General features: G+C 47.2%; 18 protein-coding genes. 6 read left to right on the top strand and 12 right to left on the bottom strand.

The annotated features are described in order from the left end of the window. Positions 1–6: 6 nt before the first annotated feature. The 5 genes from KO518_RS20060 to KO518_RS02235 all read right to left on the bottom strand — a co-directional run bounded on the left by KO518_RS20060 (position 7) and on the right by KO518_RS02235 (position 3,140). Entirely contained in the window at positions 7–360 is a 354-nt protein-coding gene (locus tag KO518_RS20060) for a general secretion pathway protein GspB (RefSeq protein WP_216024176.1), read from the bottom strand. Continuing rightward, a complete protein-coding gene (locus KO518_RS02250) occupies positions 350–1,009 on the bottom strand; it encodes a hypothetical protein (protein ID WP_216024175.1) in 660 nt (219 codons plus the stop codon). Before KO518_RS02250 ends, KO518_RS20060 begins: the two co-directional genes overlap by 11 nt. Further along, a complete protein-coding gene (locus KO518_RS02245) occupies positions 1,006–1,614 on the bottom strand; it encodes a PilN domain-containing protein (protein ID WP_216024174.1) in 609 nt (202 codons plus the stop codon). The genes KO518_RS02250 and KO518_RS02245 overlap by 4 nt, the downstream gene beginning before the upstream one ends. After that, positions 1,611–2,486, bottom strand: a complete 876-nt coding sequence (locus tag KO518_RS02240) for an MSHA biogenesis protein MshI (RefSeq protein ID WP_216024173.1) — start codon at positions 2,484–2,486, stop codon at positions 1,611–1,613. Before KO518_RS02240 ends, KO518_RS02245 begins: the two co-directional genes overlap by 4 nt. Before the next feature lie 105 nt (positions 2,487–2,591). Further along, the gene (locus tag KO518_RS02235) at positions 2,592–3,140 is read right to left on the bottom strand and encodes a histidine phosphatase family protein (protein WP_216024172.1); all 549 of its coding nucleotides are present in this window, start codon (positions 3,138–3,140) and stop codon (positions 2,592–2,594) included. A 75-nt stretch (positions 3,141–3,215) separates the two neighbouring features. On the opposite strand from KO518_RS02235, the gene KO518_RS02230 reads away from it, so the two are divergent. From KO518_RS02230 to KO518_RS02215, 4 genes are all read left to right on the top strand, one after another. Further along, a complete protein-coding gene (locus KO518_RS02230) occupies positions 3,216–3,749 on the top strand; it encodes a DapH/DapD/GlmU-related protein (protein ID WP_216024171.1) in 534 nt (177 codons plus the stop codon). A gap of 89 nt (positions 3,750–3,838) precedes the next feature. After that, the gene (locus KO518_RS02225) at positions 3,839–4,093 is read left to right on the top strand and encodes a type II toxin-antitoxin system Phd/YefM family antitoxin (protein WP_216024170.1); all 255 of its coding nucleotides are present in this window, start codon (positions 3,839–3,841) and stop codon (positions 4,091–4,093) included. Beyond that, positions 4,086–4,349 (top strand): Txe/YoeB family addiction module toxin, encoded by a 264-nt coding sequence (locus tag KO518_RS02220; protein WP_216024169.1) that lies wholly within the window; start codon positions 4,086–4,088, stop codon positions 4,347–4,349. The genes KO518_RS02225 and KO518_RS02220 overlap by 8 nt, the downstream gene beginning before the upstream one ends. Positions 4,350–4,476: 127 nt before the next feature. Next, positions 4,477–4,845 (top strand): hypothetical protein, encoded by a 369-nt coding sequence (locus KO518_RS02215; protein WP_216024168.1) that lies wholly within the window; start codon positions 4,477–4,479, stop codon positions 4,843–4,845. Positions 4,846–5,159: 314 nt separating this feature from the next. Here KO518_RS02215 and KO518_RS02210 read toward each other — a convergent pair whose 3' ends face one another. The 4 genes from KO518_RS02210 to KO518_RS02195 all read right to left on the bottom strand — a co-directional run bounded on the left by KO518_RS02210 (position 5,160) and on the right by KO518_RS02195 (position 9,359). Next, complete coding sequence (locus tag KO518_RS02210) at positions 5,160–5,711, bottom strand: single-stranded DNA-binding protein (protein WP_216024167.1); 552 nt, start codon at positions 5,709–5,711, stop codon at positions 5,160–5,162. A 300-nt stretch (positions 5,712–6,011) separates the two neighbouring features. Beyond that, entirely contained in the window at positions 6,012–7,151 is a 1,140-nt protein-coding gene (gene galK / locus KO518_RS02205; RefSeq protein ID WP_216024166.1) for a galactokinase, read from the bottom strand. Continuing rightward, positions 7,144–8,199, bottom strand: coding sequence for a UDP-glucose--hexose-1-phosphate uridylyltransferase (locus KO518_RS02200; RefSeq protein WP_216024402.1), 1,056 nt, complete (start codon positions 8,197–8,199; stop codon positions 7,144–7,146). The genes galK and KO518_RS02200 overlap by 8 nt, the downstream gene beginning before the upstream one ends. Positions 8,200–8,336: 137 nt before the next feature. Next, complete coding sequence (locus KO518_RS02195) at positions 8,337–9,359, bottom strand: aldose epimerase family protein (RefSeq protein ID WP_216024165.1); 1,023 nt, start codon at positions 9,357–9,359, stop codon at positions 8,337–8,339. Positions 9,360–9,605: 246 nt separating this feature from the next. On the opposite strand from KO518_RS02195, the gene KO518_RS02190 reads away from it, so the two are divergent. Next, on the top strand, positions 9,606–10,607 hold the full coding sequence (locus tag KO518_RS02190) for a LacI family DNA-binding transcriptional regulator (protein WP_216024164.1): 1,002 nt from the start codon (positions 9,606–9,608) through the stop codon (positions 10,605–10,607). A 97-nt stretch (positions 10,608–10,704) separates the two neighbouring features. On the opposite strand, the gene KO518_RS02185 is transcribed toward KO518_RS02190, so the two are convergent. Then, the gene (locus KO518_RS02185) at positions 10,705–13,800 is read right to left on the bottom strand and encodes a beta-galactosidase (protein ID WP_216024163.1); all 3,096 of its coding nucleotides are present in this window, start codon (positions 13,798–13,800) and stop codon (positions 10,705–10,707) included. 111 nt (positions 13,801–13,911) lie between these two features. Between KO518_RS02185 and KO518_RS02180 the strand changes: the two genes are divergently transcribed. Further along, positions 13,912–14,736 (top strand): AraC family transcriptional regulator, encoded by an 825-nt coding sequence (locus tag KO518_RS02180; RefSeq protein ID WP_216024162.1) that lies wholly within the window; start codon positions 13,912–13,914, stop codon positions 14,734–14,736. Here KO518_RS02180 and glpD read toward each other — a convergent pair. Next, positions 14,720–16,273: a glycerol-3-phosphate dehydrogenase gene (gene glpD / locus KO518_RS02175; protein WP_216024161.1), complete on the bottom strand. Its 1,554-nt coding sequence runs from the start codon at positions 16,271–16,273 to the stop codon at positions 14,720–14,722. The two genes, KO518_RS02180 and glpD, sit on opposite strands and share 17 nt — an antisense overlap. A gap of 240 nt (positions 16,274–16,513) precedes the next feature. Further along, complete coding sequence (locus KO518_RS02170; RefSeq protein WP_216024160.1) at positions 16,514–17,272, bottom strand: DeoR/GlpR family transcriptional regulator; 759 nt, start codon at positions 17,270–17,272, stop codon at positions 16,514–16,516. Between the last annotated feature and the right edge of the window lie 138 nt (positions 17,273–17,410).

Genomic DNA, 17,410 nt, shown 5'->3' with positions numbered 1-17,410 from the left:
TGACCTCTAATTGTTATCCGCATGGCGGACTTTTATTTTTGTACCTGGTGCATTAACGTTAAGCGTAAGGCTTTGCCATGCATTTTTCTTTTTCACTTTCAATCGCACTGACGCCGGTGCAATAGACACTACAGTAACACTGTCAGACAGTTTGTCTCCTTCATACACCATCTGGTTGTTGATCATTGCCCATGCCCGTTGTGGCGAGTAAAAAATGGCCGAAACAACCAGGGCGGTCTGCGGGCTCTGCTGCTTACTGCCCTTGTATCCTTCACCGGGCCGGGTTGGGTCTTGCTGTGCCTGCACCGACGCAACAAGCGCGACAAAAGCGGCCATAATCAATAAACGTTTATTCCACACCAATAAAAGCCTCTTGTGCACTCAGGGTATATACCTGCATCGTCACCGACGCATTGGGGTATGCCGTTACCTGATAATCCAGCGACTGCCAGTAAAACTGGCTGGTTTGCGCTTCCAAACGGGCAATAAACTGCTGAACGTCAAAATACGTTCCTGTGAAAGTAAGACGAATGCTGTGCTGAAAAAGCGAGCGCGCTGCCGACGCTTCCTGTTCGCTACCTTTGGGGGCTACTACATTTTTAACAGGCAGGGTGGTCATTTCATCCAGCGTCAACGCCCCTGCATGTCGGAAAACCTGTCTGATAAGCGGCCCCATCGCGGCTGGCTCAACCAGTTTGGCAAATTCTGCATCGAACGCAGCATTGAGTTCATCAAGAGTATGACTAAGCATCTCCAGTTCTTGTTTTAACGCTGCGTCCTGATCTTCCCTGAGCGCCTCCTCATATACCTGCAGACGCTGTTGCAACGGTCGTTGACGCATTTTTTCTGCAACCGTATCAGCGCGGTATTTCTGCCAATCCTTCACAGCTGGCTCAATAAAGAACGCAAAACCTACTAACACAATGAGTACCACGCCAGCCGCCAGTGTCATTGCTTTCTCACGGGTCGACAACCCGGCAAATTTATCTGACAACAGTGGTTTACTCATGGTAGCTCCAGATTGTCTGCGGGCAGCGCGGGCTCGGTGGACAGGGTAAAACGCATGTTTCCTTCTTCGTTTAGTAAAGTGGTAGAAGAAAACTTCTGCTGGCTCAATGACTCAGTACCGCCTAAACGCTGGATCCATTGTGGCAACGCCTCTGGTGTCGAAACGCCGCCTTTGAACGTTATTGACGCTTCTGAAACAACAATGTGAGTTAGCCACAACGACGCTTGGGATGCGTCTGCCAAGTCAGATAACAGCAGGGAAAAACGTTTTTGCTTCAGCGGCATTTGCGTTTCAATGGCATGAAGCAGAAGAGTATGATCAGCAATGCGCTGTTTGGTATTTTCAATTTCCTGCAATAGCGCTGGGTCGTGAGTCCGGTTCATCACCTGAGCTTCGAGCTCAGATACAGACTGCTCGATCTGTTGTGTCGTCATTGCCGTTTGTACATATTGTGTTTCGGCGGTCCCAGCCATCCCCTGAACCACAACCGCAGCCAACACCACAACGCACAGCAGTAACGAGAGCACAAGTGAAATACTGGGTAATGAAAGCCAGTCTATTTGCGGTTGGTAGCTGTCGTTATAAAAATTCAGGCGATGTTTCATTGAGCCCCTTCTACTACAGATTGTCGGGCGTGTATTTGCGCGTATGCCATACCCATACTAGTGAGATTGCCATACCGGGCTTTGTGGGTTTGAAAGGGCAACTCCAACACCTCAACCCGAGCCTCTACCATCTCTGAAATGAGCATCGCAATAAGTGCTTCGTAGTTTGAGTTCACATTAATATAAACTTGTCGCACGGGAGCCTGGCGCAACTGGCTCTCGAAAAAGTCCATAGAACGCTGCAGTTGAATGCCAAGGGTATCAAGCACGCCCATTTTCAACTCTTGCTCTGAAAAGCTACCAAGGTTCTCAAACCCTTTTAAGCGCCTACTTATGTACAGATTACCCCTTACGATGACATTGAGAATAATTTCCTCTCCCACATCCTGAGTAAGGGAAATCACCGGTTCATCTGACACGGGTAATAGTTCACAGTGCGCCAGTTCTTCTATACTTATTTGCTTTAACCGAACACCGGCATTAACACAAGCAGTAACCACATTGGTTACCTCATCTTGCGGTAATGCAACCACGTGCAGTTTTTGTGAACCCGCCAAAGGAACCGGCACATCGAAGTAGTCAATTGCCACTGGGGTATCAACTCCCAGCATGTCTTTAACAGTCCAGCCCAAAGCTGCATTTATTTCGCTGTCATCCACTGCCGGTCTGTCGAGTTGCAAAAGCTGATAGGCATGCTGAGTGAAAGAGACGCAACACGTTATACCAGAGAGTTTTTGCTCACTGATCCAATTTTCTAATGCTGAGGGCCAGTGCTCGATTGTGGCACTTTGCTCAGACACAACCACATAGTTTTGTTTGTCCAACACCGTAAAAAAGGCGGCTTCGTGAGACAACGCCACCCCCAATTGCAAGTGAGGTTTCTGCGGTTGAAATTTTTGTTTTAAATAGGCTTTCCAACCAACATACATAACGTGTAATTCACTTTAGACGTTCAAATAATGACTGACAAAATATCGTCACTCGGGTAAGTATAGCCGGTTCACACCCCAATAATGATTATCTTTTTCTGCAACGTTCCAACCTTTCGCTGCCAACAGTTTTCGCACTGTCCGATTCATCATGCCATGGCCAAACACCACCACTTTGCTATGGGTTTTAACTCGGGTTTCCAACAGGTTAACGGCGGCGGCTGCCCTGGCTTTAGCATCGCAATAGCTTTCAAATGCCCCTGCACGCCCCATCATCCAATATGCCCTGCACAAATAAACCCAGGTCCAGGCGCGGCGCCTCCCGGGAATGCGGTAATACGGGATCTCCATTTCTCTGAACACACTGTGATATTCGTGAACCTGGCTGGCACTGTATTTCTGCGCACTCAATCGCGCCCGGAGCAAATCGCTGCACAAATGGTAGTGTTGAGATAAGTCCATCACTTTAAGAGGATTACTGTTAGGGTCAAGGCCGCTTCGGTTATACTTTCGTATCCAGTCTGCATAGCCAGCACAGTTCATCCTGTGATTCGAAGCAGACAGTGGCTTTCCATGACGTATTAAAACAATTTCCATCTTTTCGCAGCACAACCTGTTATTCTTTTATTTTCTCACTCAGTGTAAACAAGGATCTCCCAGAGAGAAAGTACCGTGACCTTGCTAACTTATTCACCGGGCAAAATTACCGAATTACGCAACCAGATTCCGCTTACTGATACCCAGCGGACAGCATTGACCCAATATAGCGATATCAAAGGTTCGCCAAAGCAAAAAAAGCAGGCATTAAAACAACTTGCCAACGTATCTATGCCCTGTTGGTTAGAACCCGGTTTGTTTATCGCAGGCGACGGACAGGTACGCATTCAAAAAGGTGTATTTGCTAACCACAATTTAACAATACTAGCAGACGCTGATATCACCATAGGCAGGGGTGTTTTCATAGGTCCTAACGCCGTACTGTGCAGCTATGAACTACAAACACAAGAGATAACGGCAGCACGGCGTGGTGGCATTACAATCGAAGAAAATGCGTGGATCGGCGCCAATGCGGTGATTTTGTCAGGGGTGACGATTGGAATGGGCGCCATAGTGGCTGCAGGAGCAGTGGTAAATCAACCTGTTCCATCGCACTCAGTATTCATGGGTGCGCCCGCGGAATTTAAACGATGGGTAGTGGCAAAATAAACAAATCGATTTCACCATGCACAACATTCTGTACATGTACATATTTTCAAGCTAGACTTGTACAATAAAATGTACAAGTGAGGTGCAAGATGAGAATAGTCTCTTTTACCGAGGCCCGAAATGGTTTAAAAGCCGTATTGGATAATGTAATTAACGATGCGGATACTACGGTCATCACTCGTCGTGACTCTGCAGATGCTGTTGTAATGTCATTGGATTACTACAACAGCCTTATGGAAACTGTTCATTTACTTCGTTCTCCAGCGAACGCTGAACACTTAAATCGTTCAATTGCACAGTATAAAGCGGGTAAAACGACCCAGCGAGAACTGATTGATGAGTAACAGGCTATTATCATGGACTGATGAAGCTTGGAATAGTTATGTCTATTGGCAGACTCAAGACAAGAAAACCTTGAAACGTATCAATATGCTAATTACCGATGTTAAGCGCTCCCCATTTGATGGGATCGGAAAACCGGAATCCCTTAAAGAAAACCTTTCAGGTTTCTGGTCTCGCAGAATAGATGATACCAATCGTTTAGTATATGCCGTGGATGATACAGCCATTACGGTGATTTCGTGTCGTTATCATTACTAGTAGGTGGCAGCTAACAAATTAAGTCACTCATTACGTTCGCTGGAACGCATACGCTAGGACTGCTTCGCATTGTCACCCTCGTGTCTGCGCCCTTATTTAGAAACTATATGCCAAACAAGGAAGTTAAATGAAGTACATTTTTTTAAGTTTGTTAACTCTGATGCTGTTCAATTTTTCGCCTGATGCAGTCGGTAAAGATAAATTCGACAGAGAAGTAGAGAGAGTTGCTTTTAAATCAAAAATTGCCGGTTCTACATGGTCTTACACTTGGAGAGAGCGAGAATATATTTTCTCCTTTTCCAAAGATGGCGGCATTTCCAAACTTCACAGTTGGTCGTCTGTCGTCTGGGTAGCCAAAGAAAAAGATTTAGTAGTCCTCGAATCAGGTAGCCAAAAAATGCACCTCCACTTCAATAAACAGGGTAACGCCTTTAAGACCGTTGACTGGGATGGGCAACTTGCAACTGGTAAATTACTATTTGTGGACGATTTTTAGATGAGGCAACAACACAACAACAATGGCCTAAACTTGCTATCAGCCGATAAATCCAATAGACACACGGCCCAGCTGACACCCAGCTTCGTAAATCACATGAATTGTCGCGCCTGGGTACTTTGACTCAAATGGGCGGATAAGCTTTTTGACACTGACTTTATACGAAGAAATACGACCATAATAAACAGGCGTTGCTCCTCGAAGCTCTTCACAATAAGCAAATTCCTTACATAGAATGAATACCTAAAAGCAAAAAAGCCCTTATGAATAAGGGCTTAATTAGAATTCTTTACAGAATATGTCTCAGGTGAACTCTAGAACGGAATATCATCATCAAAATCGAAATCTGGTTCTGCCATAGGCGGCTTGTTACCACCTTGAGTAGCAGGCTGATTTTGGTTGTTGTAGCCGCCGCCCTGATTGCCTTGTGGACGCTGCTGATAACCGCCACCACCTTGTTGGCCACCCTGATTTCCCTGCGGGCGTGGTTGATAACCACCGCTCTGAGCGCCTTGCTGGCCACCACCTTCACGGCCGCCCAACATTTGCATCTGGTCGACAATGATTTCAGTGGTATAGCGATCCTGACCTTGCTGATCCTGCCATTTGCGGGTTTGCAGTTTACCCTCAACATAAATTTGTGAACCCTTTTTCAAGTATTCACCGGCAATTTCTGCCAAACGCCGATACATGGTGAGTCGATGCCATTCTGTGCGTTCCTGTACCTGCCCTTGCTGATCTTTCCAGCTCTCACTCGTGGCCAGACTCAGGTTTGCTACGGCGTTTCCATTCGGCATGTAGCGAACTTCCGGGTCGTTGCCCAGATTACCTACCAAAATGACTTTGTTGACGCCTCTCGTTGCCATCGATGTCTCCTGTAATTCTTTACTTGTTGCGCCAGATCGCTACCGACAGCGTGTGCGCATAACTGATTAAGTCGGGATATAAGCAGGCTAGTATACCTGAAAATGCGAGCCGACTAACGACATTTTCACATTCATTGTAGAAACATTTTTGAGAGTACCTGATATCTATTGGCATGAAAAGCCGATCACTGGATCAGTGATGCGCGGTAAATCAAAAAAGGCGCTGTCAGCACACACTACCGACAGCGCCGGACATGCACGTCAAATGAGAGACATGCATGCAAGACACGTTAAAAGCAATTAGGCAAATGCGCCCTGGGTAGCAGTACACACGTAGATATCGGCGCTATACCCGGTAGCAGACTGGTATTTTTCATCTACCACTTGCTTAACCGCATCCACCGTGTCCGAGGGCACCAGCGCAACGACACAACCTCCAAAACCGCCTCCAGTCATGCGCACACCGCCGGTTTCGCCGAGAACCTCGCCGATAATTTCAACCAGATAATCGATAGGTTTAACGGTAATTTCAAAATCATCTCGCATGGAAACATGAGACTCTGCCATGGCGCGACTTACCGCAGCAATGTCACCTTTGCTCAGAGCTTCGCTGGCAGCCAAGGTACGAATATTTTCTGTCAATACGTGCAAACAACGCCGGTAAACGACCTCTGGCATGTCTGCTTTCTTTTCTTCCAGCATGTCGAGGGTCGCACCGCGCAATGAACTTACCCCCATCACCGCAGCGCCTTGCTCGCACTGCTCGCGACGCAAGTTGTATTCACTGTCTACCAACCCGCGTTTAACGTTGGAATTGATAATCACTATTTGATGGGAATCCGGCAGCGGAGCGTGTTTCACTGACAACGACTGACAATCGAGTAACATGGCGTGGCCAACATGGCCCATGGCAGAAATCAGCTGGTCCATAATACCGCATGAGCAACCAACAAATTCATTTTCGGCTTTCTGTCCCAGCAACGACGCTTTAATGCCGTCCAGCGGCAAATCATAAAGTGTTGCGAAGGCCTTCAAAATAGCAATTTCAAAAGACGCGGAAGAACTCAAACCTGCGCCTTGGGGAACATTACCCGTTACCACTAATTCTGCGCCACCAACCTGAGGAAAGTCAGCCAGAAGCACTTTTGCAACGCCGCGAATATAGTTAGCCCAGCCTTGCGTTTCGTCAAACTGAATATCGTTTAAGGGGAACTCATTAACCTGATTGTCATAGTCAAGCGCCCTAACCACAACAGTGCTATCGCTGCGTTTACTTGCCGCAATCCAGGTGCCAAAGTTAATGGCAGCGGGAAAAACAAACCCTTCGTTATAGTCTGTGTGTTCACCAATCAGGTTTACCCGACCAGGCGCATGAACAACACAGTCAGGTTCGCGCTGAAAAGCGTCTTTAAAATGAGAAACCAGCTTTGAATTATCCATTGTTGCTACCACTTTTTTTATAGTGAACCACTGGCAGTGCTTTTAGCCTGTCTGCTGCTTGCTCTGGCGTCAGGTCACGCTGGGTCTCAGCCATCAACTCGTAACCCACCATGAATTTTCTGACGCTGGCAGAACGCAACAAGGGTGGATAGAAGTGTGCGTGCAATTGCCACTCATCATGACTGTCATCGTCAAAAGGCGCACTGTGCCAGCCCATGGAGTAAGGGAAAGATGTTTCAAACAAGTTATCGTAACGGGTGGTAATGTCACCGACAATTTGTGCTAACGACAACGACTGTGCATCAGTCAGTTCCGCCAATGATTTAACCGCAAAACGAGGTAATAACAAGGTTTCAAACGGCCAGGCAGCCCAATACGGCACGACTACAACCCAATCGTCGTTGCTGCACACCACACGGGTTTGCTTTTCCACTTCGCGCTGAGCGTAATCCAACAACATGGTGCGATTGTGCTTCTCATAATACGCACTAAAGTGCGCCAGTTTTTTTGTTGGCTCTGTGGGCAAGTGTTTTTGTGCCCACACTTGTCCGTGAGGATGAGGGTTGGAACAGCCCATCATAGCGCCCTTGTTCTCAAATACCTGCACCCAACGATAAGTTTGCCCTAAATCTGCCGTTTGTTCTTTCCAACACTCAACGACAGCTAAGCGCTCTTCATCTGTGAGCTCCGGCAGCGTTTTACTGTGATCCGGAGAAAAGCAAATTACACGGCTACAGCCCTGCTCAGCTTCGAAATGGAAGAGTTCATCTTCTTCTTTAGCTTCAACTGTGTCTTTTTTCAGAGCCGCGAAATCATTTTCAAAGACAAATGTGCCAGTATACTGCGGATTAACTTCACCGTTTACACGAGTGTTACCTGCACACAAATAACACGATGGGTCGTAGGCGGGCTTCTGTTCTTCTGAGGGCGGCTCAGATTGCCCTTGCCAAGGACGTTTCGCGCGATGCGGCGAAACCAGCACCCATTCTCCAATCATCGGGTTATAGCGACGATGCGGATCGTTTGTCGGATCAAAAGGCGTACCCATAGTATTTCTCACGAGCTGATTCCGTGTTTACGGAATGTAGGTTAAACGTTTACCCTAATCTTATAGCAAGCTTTAGCGGGAATCAATTCCCGCAAAAAAGAAAATTATTTGTTAACAGCAAGAATACGCTGTGTTACTTACTTAGCAACCTCAAAATGATAGCGTATAACGGCCTTGTAAGGCTTGTGTGGCGTAATAATTGGACTGGGAAAATCCTCTTGATTTGGGGCGTCGGGAAAATGTTGTGGCTCAAGGCAAAACGCGCCTAATTGCTCTTCGCCCTGTAAATTTCCAGTATAGCACTGCAACCCGGGTAAATCTGTGTATAGCGACATGACAATGCCTGTGTCATCAGCAGAGGCCTGCGCTGCAGGTTTATCTGACGAGGAGGAGGCAGTTAGAATAAAATTGTGATCGTACCCGCCCACAGCATCAAATAAAGGATGTGTCCCAGTGCAACGGGAGGCAATCTTGCTCGGTGTCCGAAAATCAAATGGCGTGTTTGCAACGGCTATGGTTTTACCAGTAGGGCACAAGGAACTGTCGACTTCTGTGATGGCATCGGCATTGAGGTACAATGTCGTTGATTTAACCGATGGGTCCCGACTTAAGGTAAAGTATGCATGCTGTGTCATGCTGAAGGGCGTGGCCTTATCTGTTGTCGCATGCAGCGTGAGAGTAAGATCATTGTTTTCATCCAACCAGTATGTGGCCTCTACGTTCACATTACCCGGAAAACCGCTCTCACCATCGGCACTGGTATGGGTTAGTCTGATACCGGCCGCATTGCCGCTGGATACTTCCTCCGCCTGCCATACCTTTTTGTGAAAACCCTGTTCACCGCCGTGCAAGCAGTGCTCACCGCCATTTTGATCGAGGTGATAAGTGATGCCGTCCAATGAAAATTGCCCCTTGCCTATGCGATTGGCATACCGCCCCACTAATGCGCCTCGGTAGCTTGGGTCACTGATGTAGCCTTCAAGGCTACTGTATTGCTGAACGCACTGGTGCAGCGCACCGCTGCTATCAGGTACCTGTAGACTGTGGATAATACCGCCAAAAGTGAGTATTTCCACATCTATACCCTTGCCATTGCTCAAACGATACAAGTAAACCGCCTTGCCATCGGCTTCGCCAAAAAGCCTTTTTTGAATATTCATAGTTAACTGTTCCCGGCATTTTCAAAATTACAAGATAGGTACAATTTAATTACAACTGGTATAGTATAGTAGCGCAAGGGTATACGTTTTCCTGAATTTATTTTACCGCTTATCTTATTTTTTTATCCCTTGGGAATAGTCGTGGATTAGCGTCTCAATAATGGGTACAGTACACGCAAAACGTTGCCATGCGGCCCTAAGACCGCAGGAATTCGCTGTTACAATATAATCAGAAGTATCTCAGTCATGGCTACCATTAAAGATATCGCCGAGGCCGCAGGTGTCTCACTTGCCACCGTGTCCCGGGTCGTAAACGACGGCCCCAAAGTAGGTGAAAAAACTCGCCAGCGCGTGAAGCAAATCATGGCGGAAATGGGCTATCGTCCTAATGCGAATGCCCGTGCACTGGTAACGCAAAAAAACACAGCACTGGGGGTTGTACTTGCCGAATTGCACGACCCGTTTTTTGCTATGCTGGCCCATGGCGTAGAATCAGTCACGCGCCGCAAGAATATTCAAATCCTCCTAAGCGCGGGCTCTATCGAAAAAGAAACCGAGCGCAGAGCCATAGAAACCCTTATGGAATATCGGGTTGAGGCCATGGTCGTTCACAGTAAAGCCCTGGACGACGACACACTTATCGACTTCGCCAGCCAAATTCCCGGTTTTGTCTTAATTAACCGCTTTATTCCCGCCATTGCCAACCGCTGTGTATGGCTAGACAATGTCGCCGGCGGACGCTTGATGGCAGAATATGCCATATCGCAGGGCCATATCAATTTAGCCGTTATTAGCAGTCAATACCGCATTGATGATCCCAACCAACGTCTTGAAGGCATTCGAAACGCCATTTCCAATGCAGGTCTTTCACTGCCGGAAACCCAGGTTGAATACGCCACACCGGATCAGGAAGGCGGCGAACAAGCCATGCAAAACCTGTTGGCCACAGGGGCAAAATTTACCGCTGTACTGGCCTACAATGATGCCATGGCTTCGGGGGCCATGACCATGATGCAAGATCAGGGAATAGCCGTACCAGAGCAAGTGTCAGTGCTGGGCTACGACGATGTTCTCCTGGCTAAATATTGTCGCCCGAAACTCACGACGTTGCGCTACCCGATAGAAATGATGGCGGCAAAAGCAGCAGAGCTTGCGCTTCGCTACGCCAATGGCAAAAAGCCAGAGCCAGGCATCATGTTTAAGTACACCCCCACGTTAATAAAACGAAATTCTCTCGTTCGACGCTAATGTATACCTGGGCCCCGCTTTGACACTGGCGTAGTAATCAGTGACGATCATAGCGATTATACTGCCATGCGCATTTATAACCCGCATGACCTAGCCTTTATTTCGCTTGGAAGCAGATCTCGTAGCGGTACTGCTTTTGGGTTAACAAGAACGCGTCATGGGTACTTGGACTCCAGGAGTCATCACCGCCTACCCCCATGTGCGCATGGTCAACGAATACGTAGAGATATCCACTGTCTTGTAGTTCATTCGTATGTTTAGCGTTAGCCAGCTGATGCTGAGTAAAACGACTTACTGCAAAATGAAAATCACCACTCGCGATTAAGTTGCCGGCTTCCAGATAATGACAGTGGCTTCTAAGCCCGTTATCCGACGGAAAGATATACGGTGTATACAGCGCGTCAACGCTCCGTTGGTAGCGGCCATATATTGCGCCTTCACATCTATCAGGGTAGTTTTCAAAGGGCCCCAGCCCCTGCCAGTGGACGGTCTCATCTTCGCCAAGCGCTTCTAGTGCCAGTTGTATCCCAACTCGCGGCATTGGCGGTAACTGATCGTCAAATTCTACCGCTACATCAAGCTTAAGTTGCCCTGTGCTGTCGATGGTATAACACCAGCGGCTTTGTGCCTTCACCTGTTCTTTGTGAGTGTATTGGAAAAACGCTGTGATACGCACATCATCGTCAGTTGTTCGCTGCCCAACCTGAAGACACCTTTTGTGCCAGTGACCAACACCCGCACGCTGCCATCGCGACTCCCATGCATTGGGGTCGGGGTTATCGACTTCACTCACACCAATATCGTTGTCCAGTGGAGCGCGATAGAAGTTATCTTCCATAGGCAAGGCAATGACTGACTTGCCCATAAACGCCCAACAACTTAGTAACCCCGTTGTTTTACTTACTTCAAATACCGAGTTCTTTGCAGTCACGTGAATAGAATGCGCTGATTCAACCACATTGATTGGGTCCTCAACAGAGACATCAAGGGCAAGCGCTGCCAAACCACTTCGATTAGCGACACTAAATTGTTCGGCCATCATTTCGTGCTGAGCGTTAGCCCAAGCGCACGATTGCCTCAATACAATTTTCACATTGATATGGTACAAGGCTCCAGGTTGATGCACATGTATCGGTTGAATGATATAACGCCTGCTTTGCTGTGGCGCCAGCAGGACATCTTCACTGCCACTTTCCACTACCACACCGTTTTCCACCAGTTCCCAGATCATTTGCTCATTGTCAGTGTGCCTAAATAGATACTCACTGGTTAATTCGATACAAAACGCCTTGTCCGTTTCTTCCATAGACGCGGTGATTTGACGCTGGCAATACTTGGCTTCATACAGTGTAGGATGGGGTGTGCGATCGGGAAATAGCAAGCCGTTGATGCAAAATTGACGGTCGTTATACGTATCGCCAAAGTCGCCACCGTAAGCCCAGTAAGACTGGCCGCGCTCATCTGTTTTTTCAAGCCCTTGATCAACCCAATCCCAGATGAATCCCCCCTGAAGCCTCGGAAAACTGCGAAAAGCATCCCAATAGTCGGAGAAACTTCCCAAACTATTGCCCATGGCGTGGGCGTACTCGCATAAAATCAGAGGCCTGTTTTCGCCCGGTAGTGACAACCACTTCTTAATTGACCATTTCGGTACTGCTTCGTCCTCAATATCAGTATCAACCCTGGCGTACATGGGCGCGATAATATCCGTGGCACTGGTATCAGCACCGCCACCTTCATATTGCACCGGGCGGGACGGGTCGTACGCTTTTGACCAACCATACATGGCATCGTGATTGGGCCCGTGTCCACACTCGTTCCCCAACGACCACACAATCACCGAGGGATGATTTTTGTCTCTTTCTACCATTTGTGTGTAACGGGCCATAAAGGCTCCGGCCCATTGAGGGTCGCAAGCCAAACGGCCCATGGGAAACATGCCGTGAGTTTCAATATTCGCTTCGTCCACCACATAGAGCCCGTATTCGTCACACAGTGAATACCATCTTGGGTGGTTTGGATAGTGGGCAGTTCTCACAGCATTGAAGTTATTCTGTTTAAGCAATCGAATATCTTCAATCATGTCAGCTTCAGTGACTGCATGCCCTCGTGTGGGATGATGCTCATGACGATTCACGCCGCGAATAAGTATGGGTTTACCGTTAATACACAGCTGTCCATTTGTCATTTCTACATTGCGAAAACCTATATCATAAGCTTCAATATCAACGGCGCAATCCTGCTCATCCAGTAGTGACACCACCAACCGATAGCGGTACGGAGTTTCCGCTGTCCAATGTTTAGGGGCTTCGACTTTAACAGATTGAAAGACCACATCCTGCCAGCCTCCTTTTTCATCTATACGTCGATTATTGGTTGTCTGCGTACTGTGAGTCCCGACCGGCTGATCACCGTCGAACAACTCAACCCGTACCTTATAATTTGCCGGTGCGTGAATGGCCGTGCGCACAGCAACCTGGCCATCGCGGTAGCAGGCGTCCAAAGAGGGGGTTGCAAACACATCCTTAATGTAGTGATGAGGTTTAAACAGCAGCGTGACATCTCTGAATATGCCACTCATCCACCACATATCCTGATCTTCCAGGTAGCTGCCATCTGACCAGCGCATAACCATAACAAACAGCGTATTTTGGCCGTCCCGAAGCACCGCAGAAAGATCAAACTCGGCGGGTAGTCGACTGTCTTGAGAGTAACCAATGTATTGCTCATTACACCACAGATGAAATGCGCTGCTAACACCGTCGAAAATAATATGACTACGTCGTTTTCTCTGCTCAGCCGTAATATTAAAAACAGTGCGGTAGCAACCTGTCGGATTGTCATCAGGCACGTGAGGAGGATTTACGGCAAAGGGATACTTCACATTACAGTAAATAGGTTTATCTACTCCCTGCAACTGCCAGTTTGACGGCACGGGTATTGCCCGCCATTGAGATGCTAAATGTTCCGGTAAACTCGATTTAATAACTTCATCAGGCACCTCTTCAGGACGCGGATATAGGCGAAAATCCCATTCACCGTTAAGATTTTGTCGCTGTTGCCCAGTATTGTGTAACGCGTCTGTGAGGCTGGAAAAACCGTTTAACGGACTGTGGGCACGAACTTTGTTGCGCTGAATGACAGTGGGGTTTTGCCAATCTTGTCTGGCGACAATCGCACTTATACTGGTCATAAAATATTCCTGAAAGGGCGGTGAATTTCTGCCTTGCACTATAGCCAACTTAGACCAATTAATTTATGCTCAAAGCTCTCTTTTATTTATCCAAAAATATCATATTACATTTTGACAACAACATTTTTAGACATTGTAAATATTGGGCCTGACTGCATAGAGCGCTTTATTGATAGGGTAAATGCGCCTGAAATCAGGCATCTCGATATTGAATTGGCTGGTTGTTCAAATTTATCAGGAGAATACCGAGTAGGAAGAGTCTTCCCCGCCAACCATACCCTGTTTTATACGCTTAGTGGAGCGGGCGTAGTACGTACACCAGACGGCGACTTTACCTTGTCGCAAAATTCGTTGGCGGTGTTGAAAGCCAACGCGCCCTTTGAAGTGGAAATTGCGGCCCCAAGATGGGATATCATTTGGTTGAATCTGTCTGATACACCAAGGTGGTATGCGGTACATGACGCTGAGACCCCGGTTGTCGAACATTGTGACCTTCAGGTGGTTCATCACGCCATGGAGATCTTATATCAGGAACAGCAAGCGACAATGCGCGCTGCGGTGATGCCACTAATTGAAAAACACCTGAGCAACACCGTATTATCTTCAAACGCTCACCGTCAACCCAACAGATTAAGCCAACTCTTTGCTACCATAGACAACCAACTGCAATTGCCCTGGACGGTGAAAGCCATGTGCGACCGAGTCCATTACTCGGCGCCTCACCTGCACAGGCTATGTTTGGCACAGTTTGGAAGAAGTCCGGTTCAACAGCTCATCCATTTGAGAATGGAACGAGCGAAAAAGTTATTGCTAAACACAAACTGGCCAATTTCTCATATTGGCCAGTACGTGGGGTATCCGAATGTGTTCAATTTTTCTAAGCGCTTTAGTAAATCTGTGGGAAGATCACCTTCGGCTTTCAGGAAGCAACTTTGACACCTGAAATCCAATCGTCTGATTCACAGGCTAGTTTGGCCACTCTTTGCGTAATATATTGCTCAAGTTTAGCTTTTTCTGTGTCTGACAACCTCAGCCCGAGTTTTGTACGACGCCAAATCACATCTTCGAGGGTGCGCGCCCATTCATGCTCAATAAGGTAGTCCACCTCCGCCTGGTGCATACCACTGCCAAATTCCTGCCCTAAATCAGACAACGACCTTTTGCCCTGGAGGAACACATAGCACAACTTTCCGTACTGGCGTACGAAACGCTGGATCTGACTAGCGCTCAACCATGGAAATTGTGTAGTAAGTTCCTCGCCAAATTGCTTTTTATCGGCAAACTCGCCACCTGGTAGCGGTACGTCCTTGGTCCAGGCATCACCAGTATCAGAAAAGACATCACAGAGCTTATTCACTGCGTGTTCTGCCAATTTTCTATAGGTAGTTATCTTGCCGCCAAAAATATTCAACAACGCGGGCTCACCCGCTCTCCCCTTTAATTCCACTTTGTAGTCACGGGTAAGTTCCTGCGCAGACGCATTTTTCTCTTCGAGCAACGGCCTCACACCGCTGTATGTATGAACAATATCCTGAGCGGTGATTTTCGTTTTAAAATATTGATTTACAATATCCACCAGATAATCTGTCTCTTGCTTAGAAATACTCGCAGCACGGGGATCGCCAGTGTAATTTTCATCAGTAGTCCCCACCAACGAAAAGTCATCTTCGTACGGAATAACAAAGACTATCCGACCGTCTTCGTTTTGAAGGATATACGCTTCATCTGTGTCATAAAGCTTAGGTACAATGAAATGGCTGCCTTTTACCAAACGCATTGCATTTGGATTTTTAATTCCCGATACCCGATCCAGAAATGAAATCGCCCACGGGCCAGCAGCATTTACAATGGATTTAGCGTTAACGGTAAAGGTTTTTCCGTGTTCATCACGCAGTGCGACCGTCCAGTATTTATCGCCTTTTTCAGCACTGACAACTTCTGTGCGCACGTGAATTTGCGCGCCCTTGTCCTGAGCGGCCAACGCATTGAGTACAACCAGTCTGGCATCATCGACCCAGCCGTCTGAATATTCAAAACACGTAGTAATGTCTGCAGACAGGGGGCTATCAGCACCAACGGACAGTTTTTTAGAACGGGGGAGTACGTTTCGCTTAGCCAGGGAGTCGTATAAGAACATACCGATGCGAATCATCCAGGCAGGACGCAAATGTTTCTGATGGGGTAACCTGAAACGCAGGGGCCACATGATATGAGGCGCCTTTGCCAAAAGAACTTCCCGTTCTGCCAAAGCTTCTTTTACCAGGCGAAATTCATAGTGCTCAAGGTAGCGAAGTCCACCGTGAATAAGCTTGCTGCTTGACGAAGACGTTGCTCCCCCAAGATCGCCTTTTTCGCAAAGTGCTACAGATAAGCCTCGACCTACCGCATCAAGGGCAATACCAGCACCATTAATTCCACCGCCAACCACGAGGACATCGATGGGCGTTTGGCCTGATTCAGCGTTATTCACCATGAACTATTACTCATTTCACTTATCACAATGTTGGCTATTTGAACGCCAAAAGGAACACAAGTCAACATTAAACGAAAATAAACGAACATTATTAATGTTAAAAGTATGTTTACAGTGAAAATATTTTTTCAGTGCAATGGGTATTTTTTGCCAGGTTACGCGCAACACGAGCAAGGTGTGTGGCCACCTTGCGCAAGCTATTCAGGCAGAACAGAGGAAAATGACAACTGCGCGGCGACGTCAGGCTTTTACGAACTTAATTTTGTTTTCTTTAATGATGGGGGCTATAGAAGCCGGCGGTGATTTGTCACACACTAAGTAATCGACCTGTGATAAATGTCCCTGCTCTACCATCGCTTTGCGTTCAAACTTGGAATAGTCAGCAGCCAGGATCACCGTTTGAGTGTGCTCAATAATTGCCTGTGACACTTTCACTTCGCGGAAGTCAAAATCGAGTAGCGCGCCGTCCGCACTTATCCCACTAATACCTATGATACCGTAGTCCATGCGGAACTGACTGATAAAGTCGCAGGTCGCTTCACCAATAATACCGCCATCCCGGAACCTGACTTCGCCAGCGGCAATGATGACCGAAAAATCTTCTTTTGCAGACAAAATTGTCGCCACATGAATATTATTTGTAACAATGTGCAAATTTTTGTGATGCAGTAATTTGGTTGCGATAAGTTCGGTGGTGGTCCCAATGTTAATAAACAGTGACGCACCGTCGGGGATCATTGCAGCCACCGCTTCAGCAATGCGCTCCTTCACTTCCTGATTTTGGGTTTTTCGTTCCTGGTAGGGCGTATTTTCCCAGCTTTTCGTTAAACCCGCACCACCGTGATATCGACTAACTTTACCAGAATCAGCTAGTTGATTGAGATCCCGGCGGATTGTCTGAGGTGTCACACTACATTGCGATACCAGTTCGTCAATAGACATAAAGCCAGACTGTTTAAGCAAATTCAAAATTTTTTCGTGGCGCTGCGTTTGATTCATTCGATCTTTATTTCCTTTTACACCTCAATAAATTATACCTTGATAACCGAAAATTTAACATGTTCATATTGCAGCTTAAATGTTCGTTTTCGAAAATTTACTATTGTTAATCGGCTGTAAATAATGCAAACTGCCGTC

The organism is Aestuariibacter sp. A3R04, assembly GCF_018860805.1.
Classification (GTDB): domain Bacteria; phylum Pseudomonadota; class Gammaproteobacteria; order Enterobacterales; family Alteromonadaceae; genus Alteromonas.
Note: the sequence above shows the minus strand (reverse complement) of the source record. Positions and strands in the feature narration are given on the sequence as shown.